Below are 15,306 nucleotides of genomic sequence, written 5' to 3' on the forward strand. Positions count from 1 at the left end.
TATATGATCATAAAAATAATCAATTTGTGTTATTACTTACACTGCCTTAGTTTTGAGGCCCGAAGAAAAAGACCTGCAGTTCAATCTCATTTCAAACAATTCAGCTTAATCATTAAAACATGGATAATAACACATCTCAAGCCAAGTGTCCTTTCAGCGGTGGCGCATTAAAGCAAACCGCAGGCAGTGGCACAAGAAACCGTGACTGGTGGCCCAACCAGTTAAAGTTGAACATTCTTCGTCAGCACTCTACCCTTTCGAATCCAATGGGTGAGTCGTTTAATTATGCAAAGGAATTCAACAGTCTCGATCTTGCTGCCGTTAAGAAAGATATTTATGATCTCATGACCACTTCGCAAGATTGGTGGCCTGCAGATTATGGTCATTATGGTCCGTTTTTCATCCGTATGGCGTGGCATAGTGCAGGAACGTACCGCATCAGCGATGGTCGTGGTGGCGGTGGCGCAGGGCAACAACGTTTTGCACCGCTCAACAGCTGGCCGGATAATGCCAACCTCGATAAAGCACGTTTGCTGCTTTGGCCGGTGAAAAAGAAATACGGCAAGAAACTTTCATGGGCCGATCTGATGATACTTGCAGGTAACTGCGCCCTTGAATCAATGGGCTTTAAAACATTTGGTTTTGCAGGCGGACGTGAAGATGTATGGGAACCACAGGAAGATGTGTATTGGGGAAGTGAAAAAGAATGGCTGGCACCAAGTAACAATCCGCATAGCCGTTACTCAGGCGATCGTGAATTAGAAAATCCATTGGCTGCAGTGCAAATGGGTTTGATCTATGTAAACCCTGAAGGACCCGATGGTCATCCTGATCCGCTTGCTGCTGCACGTGATATTCGTGAAACCTTTGGTCGTATGGCAATGAACGATGAAGAAACTGTTGCGTTGATTGCAGGTGGACACAGCTTCGGCAAAACACATGGCGCTGCTGATCCCGGTAAATATGTTGCAGCAAAACCCGCAGAAGCAGGTATTGAAGAACAAGGTCAGGGTTGGAAAAATACATTCGGTACCGGTAATGGTGCTGATACTATCACAAGTGGTTTAGAAGGTGCGTGGACAACTACTCCTGCAAAATGGAGCCACGATTATTTTAAACATCTCTTCAGCTACGAGTGGGAATTAACAAAAAGCCCTGCAGGTGCACATCAATGGAAACCAAAAGGCGATGTTGGAGCAGGTACTGTGCCCGATGCACATGATCCATCAAAACGTCATGCACCGTTTATGCTCACAACAGATCTTTCAATGAGAGTTGACCCGGCATACGAAAAAATCTCCCGTCACTTTTATGAGAACCCTGCTGCATTTGAAGATGCATTTGCAAGAGCATGGTTTAAACTCACGCACCGTGATATGGGACCAAAAGCCCGTTACCTCGGCCCTGAAGTGCCTGCAGAAGAATTGATCTGGCAAGATCCGGTTCCTGCTGTTACACATGAACTCATCAATGAAAATGATATCGCTGCATTGAAAGCAAAAGTGCTTGCATCAGGACTTAGTGTTACACAACTTGTATCAACAGCATGGGCATCGGCATCTACCTTCCGTGGTTCTGACAAACGTGGTGGTGCAAATGGTGCACGCATTCGTTTGGCACCGCAGAAAGACTGGACAGTAAACAACCCTGCACAATTGCAGAACGTGTTAACTGTTCTTGAAGCAATTCAAAAAGAATTCAACAGTGCGCAAACAGGTAATAAACAGGTTTCACTTGCTGACTTAATTGTACTTGCAGGATGTGCAGCAGTTGAAAAAGCAGCTAAGGATGGCGGTTTTGCGGTATCTGTTCCTTTCACTCCCGGCCGTACAGACGCTACACAAGAGCAAACAGATATTGAATCATTTGCTGTACTTGAGCCTGCTGCTGATGGTTTCCGCAATTATCTGAATGTAAAACGCAGCGTTGCAACATCAGAAGAAATGCTCATCGATAAAGCACAACTGTTAACACTCACTGCGCCTGAACTAACGGTGCTGGTTGGTGGCATGCGTGTACTCGATACAAACTTCGATGGTTCAAGACATGGTGTGTTTACAAAAACACCCGGCGTTCTTACAAACGATTTCTTTGCAAACCTCATCGATTTCACGATCACCTGGAAAGCAGCCGATCCTGTACAACAGGGCTTCTTTGGCACCGATCGTGCAACGGGTGATTTAAAATGGACTGCTACCCGTGCCGACCTGGTATTTGGCAGCAACTCTGAGCTTCGTGCTCTTGCTGAAGTGTATGCATGTGAAGATGCGAAAGAGAAGTTTGTGCATGATTTTGTTGCCGCATGGAACAAGGTCATGAACCTCGATCGTTTTGATTTGGCGTAATCGTAAATAAGCATAAGAATCAACGTGTAAGCCGGCCTGGAAACAGGCTGGCTTTTTTTATGCAGGGTTGCCAACCTTTGGAAGGTTGGCAACCCTCAAGCCTATCATGATGCAACCTATCTGCTGCAACTATTAGAAGACATTGCTTAGAAAGAAAACTACAACCTGATTTTTAAAGTAACGGAAGGAATGGATTTTACAACTAACGACTTGGAATTGGGTACATTTATTTGTTGATTACTTAAAGTAATTGTTGCGGCCTTGCGGGCATTTTTGGCAGAGCTGATAAAGAAAGGGATACTGGCTAAGTCAACAACAGCCCCGGCCATAAAAAGACAAAATCCTATCACCTCGCCTTTACTAAAAATTTCCAATACCCCTTTTGGTTCTTCAAAAGTACTTCCAACAACAGCCCCGGCAACGATCATGGCTGTACCACCAACCAATAATACCCTGCCGGTTGTTTTTTGATTTTTACTTTTCTGTAAATAATCCTGCTTTGTCAATTTATGAACCGGCTCTGTTAGTTGAGCTGATATCGAAATACAGATACTTATAAACAACATCGAAATAAAAATCTTTTTCATACAACGATTTTTAGAATTTTATCAAGTTATACTCCGTTAATGCTGAAGAAAATGATTAATGTCAGATTGCTATGTGATTACAATTGTTCCACTCCCTTCTGGCAATGTCTCCAGAAAGGAACATTGGATTAGAAAGAAATTTTTTCTGCTGATCAGCATCATTGCATTACGTCTTAAACCGAAGTTATCTTAGCAGATAGTAATGCTATGCAGCATTTGTTATATGTTTAATGCCGGGATATATGAAACCTGTACACCCTGAATTTCCTGTAATTGCTTTCATTTTCTTAACAGCTATACTTCTACTGTTTTCTTCCTGCGATGTATATTATTTTTCACAACCACAGCCTTACGACAAACCTGATTTGTATCATTTTCCACAAACTTTCAGAGGTGAGTGGATAAGTGAACATGCAGATGAGGTAATTATTATAGAAGAGAATTTTATACAGATCATTTCACCAGCTTCTGCAAAAAAGGTAATAAAAGGGATATGGCCACAAAAAGATTCATCAGGAGAAAATGTTTATCCGCAATATCCTTTTTCGATTATGCAATACGACGAAGTTTCCAAAGCACATTTCAGAAAAGATAACTATGTACTTGCAGATACACTTATTTACGAAATTAAAAACAACGCCTTTCTTGCAAAAGGTTATACCTGGAAAGATAACAGGGATACGATCTGGTATGAGGTGAAAGACAGCTTCTACATTGATCTTGGAAGGAATGCATTTTTGCGGCAGATTGATACCAACATGTTTGTACTAAACATCAGAAGCCATTTAATTTCAGGTGGAGTGAAGCAGATGCATGCAGGCTGGTGGTTTGTGAATATACTGCAGTTAAAAAAAGATGGCAGTATTGATTACCTTACAAATTCAGAAAAAACCGATAGCTTATCCTGCATGATTTATGAAAGTTCATCCTCTGAGAGGCAAGATATTTTTTTCATGAATTGCAAATGGTCGGCAGCAACCATAAAAACTTTGTTGAAGACCGGCTATTTTGATACAACCAATTTTAAAAATATCCGGAAAGACTGATTGTTACAGCATGTAATGATTACCGCTGCCGGATAAAATATTTTGCAGACATTTTTTGTACGCCGGGGTCTCCCCCGCCTTGGCTCCTGTGTTCACAAATAAAATACGAAGACAAATACAGGTGCAAAAAATTATCGCAGGTATTTATCAAACCAATCTGAAAACTGATAGTACTCCGGTAACATATCTTCAATACCATGTCCAACGCCTTTTTTTACGATTAATTTATTTGCCACACCTGCTTCTTTTAGTTTTGCATTAAACGATACCGATTGTTGCAAGGGTACAATTCCATCAGCATCACCATGAATAATGAAAACCGGCGGGTCATCAGATGTTATGGAATAGATGGGCGAAATTTCTTTCATGATTTTATTTCTTTGAACAGAATCGGAAATACTATTCAGTGTTCTTGCTCTTCGATCATAGTTTCTAAAATTAAATGCTTCGCCTATCCGTACATTTTTTATCAGGTTTTTGTCTTGCAGAATATCAAAACTGTCTTTACCCCAATTAAGGAAATCGGTCGGGGGATATAATACGGCTACCGCCTGTACTTTGGAAGACACTCTGTCGACAGGGTCATTAGCCAGCGAATCAATTTTTGCATCCGCCATTCCTAAGATTAAAGACAAATGGCCACCCGAAGAAAAACCTGTGGCTCCTATTTTATTTGGATCAATTCCAAACTTACCTGCGTTAAAACGGATATATCTTACAGCTCTTTTAAGATCATTGATCGCATCCGGTATCGCATAACGAGGCTGAGAACCGTGCATTACAACAAACACTGAATATCCTTTTTTCAAATAGCCGTGAACTAATTCAGTTTGTATTTCATTGCTGAAAGACAACGATATCCATGCACCACTTTGTACATGAATGATCGCCTTACCATTTGATCTTACTTTAGGCTTTATCCAAACTAATGTAAGCCCCATGCCATCTTTTTTTCCATAGATCAATTCTACCTGGGGAAAACTGTTCTTCTTTGCCTGTTGGTAGATCTTTTCAATTATCAGTTGCCAACGTTTGTCTTTTTTTACAGCGTTAAAAGAGTTGTCATTTTTAATTCCATCTACATCAGCGTTACTTAGCTTATCTGATCTGGATATAATTTCAAGATAGTGAAAAGCACTGTCAGGAATATTTGCTAAAGACCATAATGCCGCACAAAAACTATATCTGAATAATACTGCATCATTTCCCTTACCTCTTATGCCTTCAGCATAAGCCAAAGCAGAATTTTTATAGTCTTTTGCTCCATACAGTGAGTCTCCTTTATAGAAAAATTCAGCAGGAGTTTGGGCAAACGAGAATTTTATGAAAAGAATGTTCAGAACTAAACCAATAATATTCTTCATAAATTGATTTTATATGTGGAGTAGAAGGGAACAAATTGCAATCATTTAAGCTGTTGTTGATCAATTATTCAAGGCAACATTCAGAGTTTGATGTGGGTTGGCAAGTAGCATCCCATCGGCCTGCAACCGCTGCTGATTGAAAATACATTGATAAAGTTATGTACAAAAGCCAATAGTTATTCGTCAGCTTATTTTGGAGCCACGTCTCCTGAAAGGGACGTGGCGTAATTACATTTCAACGCTGTATAACGAAACGTCCCTGCGGGAGACGTTTCTGCAAAGGAAGATATTTTTAAGCCCCGCTTTTGGCAATACCATGTTGTGCGTTTGTTTTTATTCTGTCAACGATTTGTTTTCCGATGTAGCCTTTTAGTTTGGGGCATTGTCGTCTGTAATATTCATTCCAATAGCTAATCATTCTGCTCTCTGTCTGTTGCCAATACGTAGGATTTTCGTTGATGAACCTAACGTAATTGCTGATTGTCTTATCGTTTACTTGTTTGTCTAAAACTGTCAATATTTCCATTACGTACTCACCCAAAAGCTGAAAAGTGTAAGGAATTACAAAATAGTCGTTGCTGTTAAAAAGTTGCTCCAAATGTCGCTGTCGCACAAATCCATTGTGATGTCTTGAATAAATGCAATGTAGAATTGTTCTTTGAAGTGCCGTTAGTTGCTTTTCCTTTTCACCTTGCGGCTCATCAAAATATAATCTGTAAGGAATTTTTAATAGCTCGCCGTTAAGATAAACGCTCTGCATCAATGAATGTATTAAGTTGTCAACCTGATGAATTTTTCCGTCTGCTAAAAGCACATTTCGGTTAAATGGCAACATCTTGATTACTTCTTCCACGTCCTGTCGTAATGAAGAGGGAAAGGCATTTGTCAGCCAAGTCTTTTCAGAGTCTTCAATTTTGGATGCGAACATAGAAGTTTTAGTTCTTTCTAAAGTGACGCACAACGGGCAGGGCTTTATGCAGGTTGGGAATTTGTATTCCGTCCGCCGAAACCAAAGCCTGGATATGCACTGCCGATGATTGTTTCAACGTCGAGCCACAATTGCACAAAACCTTTTGTTGGTGTAGTTTTTATGTCCCTGTATTTGCCGTCAAATCCTTTCTTGTTGACCTATATGTTAAACCAAGAAATAATAAGCCTATAATAACTGTCATTAATATGGTTATCACATTCTCATAAATTTGACTTGTATTCAATTTAATATTTTCGACAATTGCTGTCTGAATTCCATTTAATGCTCCGTGTGCTATTGAGGCAGGTATAAAGCTATTGCTTTTTAAAGTAAGCCAAGCATAGAAATATGAAGTTGCAATTAGCCTAATTGGAAAAAGGATGAAACTTCCGACAATTGGATTGTCTGGATAATTGTAGCCGTTAAGCAACATAGGTAAATGCCACATTGACCAAATAAAACCTAAAATTGTTATGCCTTTAAACAAGCCGAATCGGTCTGTCAATAAGGGTTGTAATAAACCACGCCAGGCAAACTCTTCTCCTGTGGCAATGAAAGCATTTAACATTGCAAACACCGCTCCTGTTATAAATATGTTTGAAGAAAATACGAACCAGGATTGATTACCTCTGCCAAATAGAAATGGGCCGCCCATAATAGTTACACCTGAACCGGAAAAGCTAAACCATTCAGATTGTCCGTAGTTTAAATTTTGAATGGTTATTAGAACGGCAAATGCAATAATAATGGGGATGAATACAGCAAAAAATGAGGTAATGAAGATTTTAGAATTAGGTTTCCAAAATAGTTTCTGTTTTAAATTCTTATTTCTATTTAAGAAGTAAATTGTCACAACAAGCGGTGTCAACATAGTTCCGGCAAGCCAAATCCTTGCTGGGTCACTATTGACACTTCCGGTACTAATAATTGCTAAGATTTGAATTGTCCAACTTACTATTAGTAAAAGTGCGATGTAAGTGTAAAGCTGTTTTGTTGTTGCCATTATCTTTTGCCTGTGTTAAAATGAGTCTGTCTAAAATTGACAGCAACGGACAGAGCTTGCTGCAGTGCTGGATTTATATAATATCCAGCCCGGAGCCGCAGCCGATTGAAAAACTGATGATGAAGATAACAACAAAAAGCTGATAGAATTCCGTCGGCTGGATATGGGCTGCTGGCGATATAATGCTGAGAATAATTCACCTGCCACATTGCAGCAAACTCCGTGTTGTATGTTCGCCCTTCGTCTTGGTGATTTCAATAATAAAGTGTTTCCATAATAGCGGAGAATTCCCCGGAGAATTGTTTGTTTTAATAGGTCTGGTCAGCATTTAGGTGTTACATAATACATGAAAATTAATTATAGTTTAACGCCTTAAAGCCATTCAAAATTTTATTATTCCTTCACTTGCAGATCAACGATCTTGTTTTCTTTGTTGAACTGTATCATGAACCCTACTATCTCTTTGCTAAATAACAGCCTGTAACGATACTCCCTGGTACCATCACCCAATTCTTTTCTGGAAATCAACTCTGATTTTAAAAATTTACCTTTTGATTTAAAATATTCCGAACCTCTTGCCTGCATGGTGCTATCCATTAGCTCCGCTGCTAATTCTGTCGAGAACTGATCAGCACGCAATTTCTTTTCAGCCACATTATTGATAAACCCGTTTACCAGTTTTGTAATACCGGGTTCTGTATCCTTTATTGTTTTTAAACTGGCAATGCTTAACTCCGGTTGAACTATCTGTAATATCCTGGTTGAAATTTTATAGGTACTGGCTCGTTTAAGATTTGCAAATACCACCACCGCTATTTTCTTTTCGGGATAGCGTTTGATGGTGCATTCAAACCCCTGCCAGCTACCATTGTGCTCTACTATCCGTTTGCCATTTACAGAATCAAGTGACCAGCCAAACCCATACTGTTCGAAAGTTCCGTCGTTGAGTTTGGTAGGCGCCCACATCATATCGTAATATTCTTTCTTCAGCAGTTTCCCCGCATTTAAACCTGCTTCCCATTTCGCCATATCCAATGCTGTTACATACATTGAACCATCTGCTGTGGTATTGATGGAAGGAGATACCCACTCCTGATTTTTTATGCTGTCATTTACCAACCGATACCCTGCAGCCCTGTTCGGTACAATATTCTCTTCGGTGATGATCCTTGCTGTTGACATACCCAACGGCGTAAACACCCGTTCCTTTAAATATTCACCATAAAATTTACCAGCAACTTTACTGATAATTATGCCAAGGGTAGCATAACCCATATTACTATATCGCTGTTTTTCACCGGCCTTAAATAGTAATGGTCTTTTTTTATATTCCTGATACAAACTATCCTCGGTATAATTGGCCCAATAATTAAAATTATTGGTATAGTCGCCAAAGCCGCTGGTATGATTTAGCAGGTTGCGAACCGTAATAGAATCCCATCCTGAAGGTGCATCCGGAAAATATTTAGACAGCTTATCGTCCAGGTTCATTTTACCATCCTGCACAAGGAGCATTACAGCAAATGCAGTGAACTGTTTGCCTACAGAGCCCGCCTGGAAAACGGTTTCGGGTTTTACAAGAACTTTATGTTCGAGATTAGAGTAGCCATAGCCTTTTACATAATCAATTTTTCCATCACGTACAACTACAAGAGAAAGTCCCGGTATTCGTTGGCTCTTCATTTCTGCATTTACCAATGAATCAACATGCCACTTTATTTTAGATGTTATTTTGCTTTGTGCAAAGCTGTTGAAGTATTGCAAAAAGAAAAATAGTAGGAATAGTTTATTTTTCATTCGTTACAGTTATTTCTTATTAATATTTCTCTTTTTTTGGTTCAGGTAACAATTTGATACATGCCTATTTTTAGGATGAAAGTTTTAGTTTCTAGTATTCAATTTATAAGGTTGTTTAAACTCGTTATTAAATTGGAATGGCGTGTCTCTGTAGGGTGACATACAACGAGCAGGTATTGCCGATGCTTGGGAATTTTATATTCGTCCGCCCGGAACCACTGCCTGGCTTTTTGATAAAGTTAAATATTAAGAACTAATGCTTGGCTTTATTCGTCAAGCCCTGAACTGCAGCACAGCAGAATTACCGCTGCTGATTACTCCAATGTCAAGCCCCACTATTGGCAATACCAATGTTAGCAGCATGTCATAGGAATTAGCTTTTCTTTTTACTATTTGTTAATACTGTCGGGTTATAAGTTGTAGTGCCTGAAGATTCCGGAAAATGTGTTGGTTGTCCGAGTATTTTGTCTTGGTCGGAAAAATTGATTTCAACTATAGACATAAACCCGTCATTAATTTTTGCTTTATTTAAAGAGTTGCTTGCTTTTTTAATTTCGTTATTAAATTTTTGTACCGCTAACTTAAAATCACTAAAAAGTTGCTCCAAAACAAAAATCTTTTTTCCGTCAACAGACCTCAAATGCAACTTTAAGTCTGCTTTATTTTTACAATTTGACGTCAATAATATTGTGTCGCCCGGTCTGTATTGATGAATTAAAGGGCCTCTAAAATCTTTAAACATCCAGTCTCCGTTGTTTTTATACCATTTGTTTTTAAAAAGATTGGAAAGTGCATTCTTAAATCTTGTGTCGGATTGTCCAAAATCATTAAAATCTTTTTCGTCATAGAAACTGCCCATAAATTCAATTCCTAATGCAATAAGTATAAAAGCAATAAAATCTTGCTTATTAGAAATCAGGCCATCAATGTCAGCAATTATTATGTCGAGATGGTCGAGTCCTGAATTTGTCTTTTTGATTATAGAGTTCATAGATGCTTGCTGCTAACGCTTGTATTTGCGCTATTATACGCAACATATCCCAAATAACAAAGCTTGTAAATCAAATATTTAGTGTTCGCCCTTTTGTATTGTTGTTGCGCAATTGCATATTTCATACACCTGTGTGCAAACGTTTCATAAGCGTTTGCACATGCTTTATAACTGTTTATCTTTTTCAAGCCGTAAAGAAAAAATCAAAAGCCTGTTCTTATGTATAATGTTAGCCTTCCCTTTACATTGGGTCTGTCCGGCGGCTCACGAAGTAGACCCCCGGAATTTATATTTTCTAACTCCAAGGATCGGTTACATCAACCCCGGACTAGCCCACCACTTACCACTTACCACTTACCACTTACTACTTATTACTCACCACTCCCTTTCTTAATATGCAAAAACAGGTTGATGCCTTCCGGCTCTCTGCCAACGTGAATTTGTTTGGGATGAGCTCCTGCTGCTATGGCCAGCTCAATGAGCTGATCAGCGCTGCGATGGTTCAATATCCAATCGCCCACCATTTCCATGTAAATGCGGCTGGGGTTTTCATCACTGAAATTGCCGATGATAATTTCACCATCTTTTGTTGCAAATGCAATCAGTTTTTTCAATACTGCTACAAAGCTGCGGTCGCAGAAATAATCAAACAAACCTGCTGACCAAACAATGTCGAATCGTTCTTCGGTACGAAACTTAAAAATGTTTTGATTGATGAATTTAATTTCACCCGCATGCGATGCATTGATGTTTGTTGCATGTTCTATTGCCCGGCTATCCATTTCCACACATGTCACCTTCATACTTTCAGGTTGAATGATTTCAAAAAGTTCCTTGAGGTCTCTTGCAGGTCCGCTTGCCACATCGAGCAGGCGTAACGGTTTTTTTGAATGTTCAATGCGGTTGGTCATTACATTTTTAAAATAATCTTTACGGTTACGAACTGCTTTTGCTGCCACGTGCTCCAGCGAATATTGATCCCAGTAATAATAACCGGTTGATGGTTGTGCTTCGTTGAGGTAGATGCGTTCGATGATCATAAAATCACCGGCATAGCCATAGGGCTTGTTACGGATATGCCCCATAACAGAATCACTTGTTTGTAAAAAAACACATTGCTTCAATAACTTACTGCCAACTTCGGCAGGCAGTTCTGCTGCTTTTATTTTTTTACCGATTTCTTCAAACAGGTAGTCGGCATAAGCATATTGATGTGGACGTGGGCCTCCCTGTTCAATAAGGTTTTCAATTTCAGCTACAATAAAATCCTGCTGTGCAATTTGAGTTGAGATAGGTGTTGTGTGCATTTTTTTGTGCGTTTGATAAATAAAATGTTGATGTAAATGCCCATGAAGATGAATCCTTCAATTGCATTTCATAGCACAAAAATGTATGCAGAAACACGAGCCGGCAATTAAATACAACCGAACAGTAGAATAATTAAGTTGAACAGTTGATAAAATAATTTGAAATCTAAGAGCGGGATTATTGGTTAACGAAACCCGGCATACCTTGAAGCTCACGCAGAGGATGCAACGAACAACAGCACACATAAAAAGATCAACAGCCCGGAAATACTGTTTTTTGTTTGTCGACAAGAACTTTTCGCTCATGATTTTTTTAACTGGTTTAACGGTGGCCCCATGTGCACAAAACCATGTGCCTTCCTCGCTGCATCTTTTTCTTCTTCCGTCATTTTAGCCACCACCCCGTCATTTACGAGGTTAAACCATTCTTCCATTTTACCCGCTGGTTGAAACAACATAATGAGTTTACTTTCTGCTTCGCCCACTTTGGCAAATGTATGTGGCACACCACGAGGCCCAAATACACAGTCGCCGGCTTTTGCATGAAAAATTTCATCACCTACTTTAATCATGTATTCGCCGGTGATAATATACCACCACTCATCCTGGTGCGGATGATAATGCAGGGGTGGCCCTCCTTCTTTCAAACGGGTTGAATCAAAGATGTACAAATCTCCATCGGTATCCTTGCCGGATACTTTGCAGTAAAATTTATCTCCGTCAAAAAGAGAAAGCGGTTTATTAAATCTGTCTGATCCGTTTTTTACCAGAATACCTTTTTGAGCTCTTTGTTTTGTGATGTTTTTTGCAGCAAGTTTAAACGGAGTGGCAGCTATGCCGCCCACTGCCAAACAAAACTTCAGAAAGGAACTTCGTTTCATAAAATCTGTTTATCGTGATGTAGAATAGAACTTTCCTGCTCACTCCAACAACCTTACAAAACGCCGGCGATACTTGTACTTACTCCCCCGCCAACGTGAACATTCCCATATGGTAAATGATTAAACTGTTTTTTTAGGTGGTAAATCAAAAGCAATGGCCTCATGTTCAAAATGCCCTTTGTGTGAACTGTCACAGAATGGTTTATTTTTCGACAAACCGCAACGGCATAACGAAACAATTTCCCTCCCCTGCAGATTATACACAGCACCGTTTTTATCCACTATCTCAAAACTGCCTTCAATTTTCAATGACCCGTTGTTATTAACCGTAATTTTTGTTTTTGACATCTCTGTTTAATTTCTTTAAAAGTACATACTAAATTGAAAATGATGTTGAATAGCTTTTTCTGCAGCGCAGCTCCGTTTGCAAAAAAACAGTGTTTACGATACAAAATCTCATTATGCAGATGTGCAGATGGCTTTGTAATCCTTCATGTTAATGATCAATTAAAAAAAGACAAACAAATGACTGAGAAATTGCATGCATCGCTGTTTTTTAAACCATATTTGGATTCATCATTGTCGAATTTCCTATATAAAGAAATTCGAGCGGCCGACTCTTTTCAGAGTTGGCCTTTTTAATGAGCGCTGTTGATGATGCGATCAACAATGATGTAACCGGGAAGTAACAAGAGCGTTCAATTAAAAAACACCGGAAATAGTAACCCCAACAGCATTGGCTCTGTACGATACGTTATCGGCATCCTTATACGTCATTAATGTGTAAGACAATGCAAACAAACCGTAACCCGCTTCAAATTGCAAACCCGGTGAAGATGTAAATTTTGCATTTGGTCCCAGCCCATCAAACTTCAGATTAATTGCCTGGTGCGAAACGATACCCGTTGCAAAGCGCCATTTTTTTACAGGCATATAATTAAGTGATAGCTGCAAAGGAATACGGGTAAGACGTATATGCGCATTGTCGGCTTTGGTTGTAAGGTATTTTATACCCACACTCCCACGCAGGAATAATTTTTCTGATTTGTTTAAACGCAACTGACCGCCTGCAAACAAAGTGCCTCCTTGTCCGCTGTTCATTTTTTGTACGCTGCCATCCGTAAAATAAACTTCTGCAAGGTTATCGCCTCCAAATTCGAAGGCTGCTCCCAGTAAAAAGCGAACCGGCTTCTGATTCCCTGAAGTAGTTTTCGTTTGTGCGTTGCCGGTAAAGGCAGGGCTAAGCAAAAGAATAAGGATGATCCGTTTTAGTTGATGCATACAGGTTTTGATTTTGGGGCACGAAAATAATGGAAAGATCAACTTCATGATTTACCTGTTGAACTTTTTCTTTCCGGTTGATGAGTTCATCAGGTTTCATTACCCGATAGTAGTTACGGATTGCATCTTTCTCATGACTTTAACCATCCCGTAATACTCATTCGTGGTTTGTTGCTGAGTAACACTTCATGTTCCAGCTCACTGCTTTTAAAGAAAACTGTTTTGCCGCTTGTGGGAGATATATTTTCGGTATGATCGTGATGATGAATACTCAGCTCTCCCCCATCGCCTTCTTTCCATTCACTGTTGAGATACATGATCATGGAATACTTGCGGCTGTTGTTATTTTTAAATTGATCGAGATGTTTTTTGTAGAAACTCCCCTGTTCATACAACGCATAATGAAATTCGTAACCGGTGATGCCGGTGTAGCAGGTTTCGTTCAGAAAAACAATGAAGCTATCCATAAGATCGAAGAAGGTATTCTCATGTGCGTTGTTATGCTTCCTGTCGAGCCAATAAATAACATCGCTTCTGAATAATTGATCATAGTGAACATTTATGTTTCCTCCGGTACCGGCCGATTGCATTTCATGAGAAGCATAAAGTGTTTGCAGATTTGCTTTTAACTGCAACGAAAGCGTTTGACTTAAAAAGTTTTCTGCAATTCCTACGTTGTTATTGATGAAGCTGTTGACGAGTGTATTAAAAATCTTTTCCAATAAACGGGTTGAAGCGTGAGCGAAGGTGAAGATAGACTTATTAAATCCAGCCAACCATAATAAAAACATCCGTACTGCTGCTTCAGAAAAAATGCTGTTCTTTGCCGTAAGATCAAACACTGCACATGCAACAATCGAACGATCCCCTGCACGGTAAAACTCTCGAAATGATTGTAACGGCTCTTGTTGACCATTTTGGCTGGAAAGAGTTGGGACAGATCATCCGTATCAATTGCTTTAACAGCAACCCCAGTATTAAATCGAGTCTTACGTTTTTACGCAAAACGCCGTGGGCAAGAAAGAAGGTGGAAGAATTGTATCTGTCAATTTTATAATTACCCGGGACTTAAGTGCGGGGTAATGAAGTTTCGATGGTTAAGGGCTTTAGCCCTGATATTATAATTACAACAACTGGCTAAACCCGCAGCCAACCACGAAAGCCCCGTGCTGCATAGTAAGATTCTGCACCATTGTGATAAAGAAACACAGTATTGTACCTGCGGTCGCAGAACAATGCACCGTTGAGTTTTCTGATAGCGGGAGGAGTTAATATCCAGCTTGAGGTTTTTAAATCAAATTCGCCTAGTTGCTGCAGTTCACGGTACTGTTCTTCTGTCAACAATTCAATACCCATATCGTTAGCCATTTCAACTGCACTGTTTGCAGGTTTATTTTCCTTGCGTTTTTCCAATGCTTCATGATCGTAACAAATACTCCGGCGGCCTTTCGGACTTTCAGCTGAGCAATCATAAAAAATATAGTCGCCGGTTTTCTTATCAACCCCAACAATATCAGGTTCACCACCGGTTATTTCCATTTCATTAAGCGACCACAGTTTTGCGGGACTTGCTTCAAGTTTCTTCTGCACATTAACCCACTCAATACCTTTATGGCGCTTCATATTTTTTTCGAAACGTATTTTCAAAATGTTGATTAATTCTCCATTCTGTGAAGCTGATAACTTCTTTTTAGAATTACTCATTGTTTTATTTATTCGTGATGATAATTGACC

The 15,306-nt window shown here is 39.5% G+C and carries 15 protein-coding genes; 3 read left to right on the plus strand and 12 right to left on the minus strand.

Translation table 11 applies throughout. The annotated features are described in order from the left end of the window. Positions 1-119 precede the first annotated feature (119 nt). On the plus strand, positions 120-2,345 hold the full coding sequence (katG, locus tag H4075_RS12640) for a catalase/peroxidase HPI (RefSeq protein WP_182801203.1): 2,226 nt from the start codon (positions 120-122) through the stop codon (positions 2,343-2,345). A 158-nt stretch (positions 2,346-2,503) separates the two neighbouring features. Here the strand turns inward: katG and H4075_RS12645 are convergent, their stop codons facing one another. Continuing rightward, positions 2,504-2,932, minus strand: coding sequence for a hypothetical protein (locus H4075_RS12645; RefSeq protein ID WP_182801204.1), 429 nt, complete (start codon positions 2,930-2,932; stop codon positions 2,504-2,506). 242 nt (positions 2,933-3,174) lie between these two features. Between H4075_RS12645 and H4075_RS12650 the strand changes: the two genes are divergently transcribed. Then, a complete protein-coding gene (locus H4075_RS12650) occupies positions 3,175-3,978 on the plus strand; it encodes a hypothetical protein (RefSeq protein WP_182801205.1) in 804 nt (267 codons plus the stop codon). Between the two features lie 131 nt (positions 3,979-4,109). On the opposite strand, the gene H4075_RS12655 is transcribed toward H4075_RS12650, so the two are convergent. The 10 genes from H4075_RS12655 to H4075_RS12700 form a co-directional block, all read right to left on the minus strand. Further along, a complete protein-coding gene (locus H4075_RS12655; RefSeq protein WP_182801206.1) occupies positions 4,110-5,342 on the minus strand; it encodes an alpha/beta hydrolase in 1,233 nt (410 codons plus the stop codon). 292 nt (positions 5,343-5,634) lie between these two features. Beyond that, the gene (locus H4075_RS12660; RefSeq protein WP_182801207.1) at positions 5,635-6,270 is read right to left on the minus strand and encodes a hypothetical protein; all 636 of its coding nucleotides are present in this window, start codon (positions 6,268-6,270) and stop codon (positions 5,635-5,637) included. Positions 6,271-6,430: 160 nt separating this feature from the next. Further along, the gene (locus H4075_RS12665) at positions 6,431-7,315 is read right to left on the minus strand and encodes a CPBP family intramembrane glutamic endopeptidase (RefSeq protein ID WP_182801208.1); all 885 of its coding nucleotides are present in this window, start codon (positions 7,313-7,315) and stop codon (positions 6,431-6,433) included. Positions 7,316-7,708: 393 nt separating this feature from the next. Then, the gene (locus tag H4075_RS12670; protein WP_182801209.1) at positions 7,709-9,112 is read right to left on the minus strand and encodes a serine hydrolase domain-containing protein; all 1,404 of its coding nucleotides are present in this window, start codon (positions 9,110-9,112) and stop codon (positions 7,709-7,711) included. A 373-nt stretch (positions 9,113-9,485) separates the two neighbouring features. Continuing rightward, the gene (locus tag H4075_RS12675) at positions 9,486-10,103 is read right to left on the minus strand and encodes a hypothetical protein (protein WP_182801210.1); all 618 of its coding nucleotides are present in this window, start codon (positions 10,101-10,103) and stop codon (positions 9,486-9,488) included. Positions 10,104-10,474: 371 nt separating this feature from the next. Beyond that, on the minus strand, positions 10,475-11,410 hold the full coding sequence (locus tag H4075_RS12680) for a methyltransferase domain-containing protein (RefSeq protein WP_182801211.1): 936 nt from the start codon (positions 11,408-11,410) through the stop codon (positions 10,475-10,477). Positions 11,411-11,712: 302 nt separating this feature from the next. Beyond that, positions 11,713-12,291: a cupin domain-containing protein gene (locus H4075_RS12685; RefSeq protein ID WP_182801212.1), complete on the minus strand. Its 579-nt coding sequence runs from the start codon at positions 12,289-12,291 to the stop codon at positions 11,713-11,715. A gap of 120 nt (positions 12,292-12,411) precedes the next feature. Next, entirely contained in the window at positions 12,412-12,639 is a 228-nt protein-coding gene (locus tag H4075_RS12690) for a CDGSH iron-sulfur domain-containing protein (protein ID WP_182801213.1), read from the minus strand. Positions 12,640-12,993: 354 nt separating this feature from the next. Further along, positions 12,994-13,572 carry a hypothetical protein gene (locus H4075_RS12695; protein ID WP_220494750.1) on the minus strand — a complete coding sequence of 193 codons (579 nt, stop codon included), beginning with the start codon at positions 13,570-13,572 and terminating at the stop codon, positions 12,994-12,996. A 131-nt stretch (positions 13,573-13,703) separates the two neighbouring features. Next, positions 13,704-14,294 (minus strand): 2OG-Fe(II) oxygenase, encoded by a 591-nt coding sequence (locus H4075_RS12700; RefSeq protein ID WP_220494752.1) that lies wholly within the window; start codon positions 14,292-14,294, stop codon positions 13,704-13,706. A 125-nt stretch (positions 14,295-14,419) separates the two neighbouring features. Between H4075_RS12700 and H4075_RS12705 the strand changes: the two genes are divergently transcribed. After that, a complete protein-coding gene (locus tag H4075_RS12705) occupies positions 14,420-14,629 on the plus strand; it encodes a VF530 family protein (RefSeq protein ID WP_182801215.1) in 210 nt (69 codons plus the stop codon). A gap of 80 nt (positions 14,630-14,709) precedes the next feature. Here H4075_RS12705 and H4075_RS12710 read toward each other — a convergent pair whose 3' ends face one another. Further along, a complete protein-coding gene (locus H4075_RS12710; protein WP_182801216.1) occupies positions 14,710-15,276 on the minus strand; it encodes a DUF4256 domain-containing protein in 567 nt (188 codons plus the stop codon). Between the last annotated feature and the right edge of the window lie 30 nt (positions 15,277-15,306).

The organism is Lacibacter sediminis (assembly GCF_014168535.1).
Taxonomy (GTDB): Bacteria; Bacteroidota; Bacteroidia; order Chitinophagales; family Chitinophagaceae; genus Lacibacter; species Lacibacter sediminis.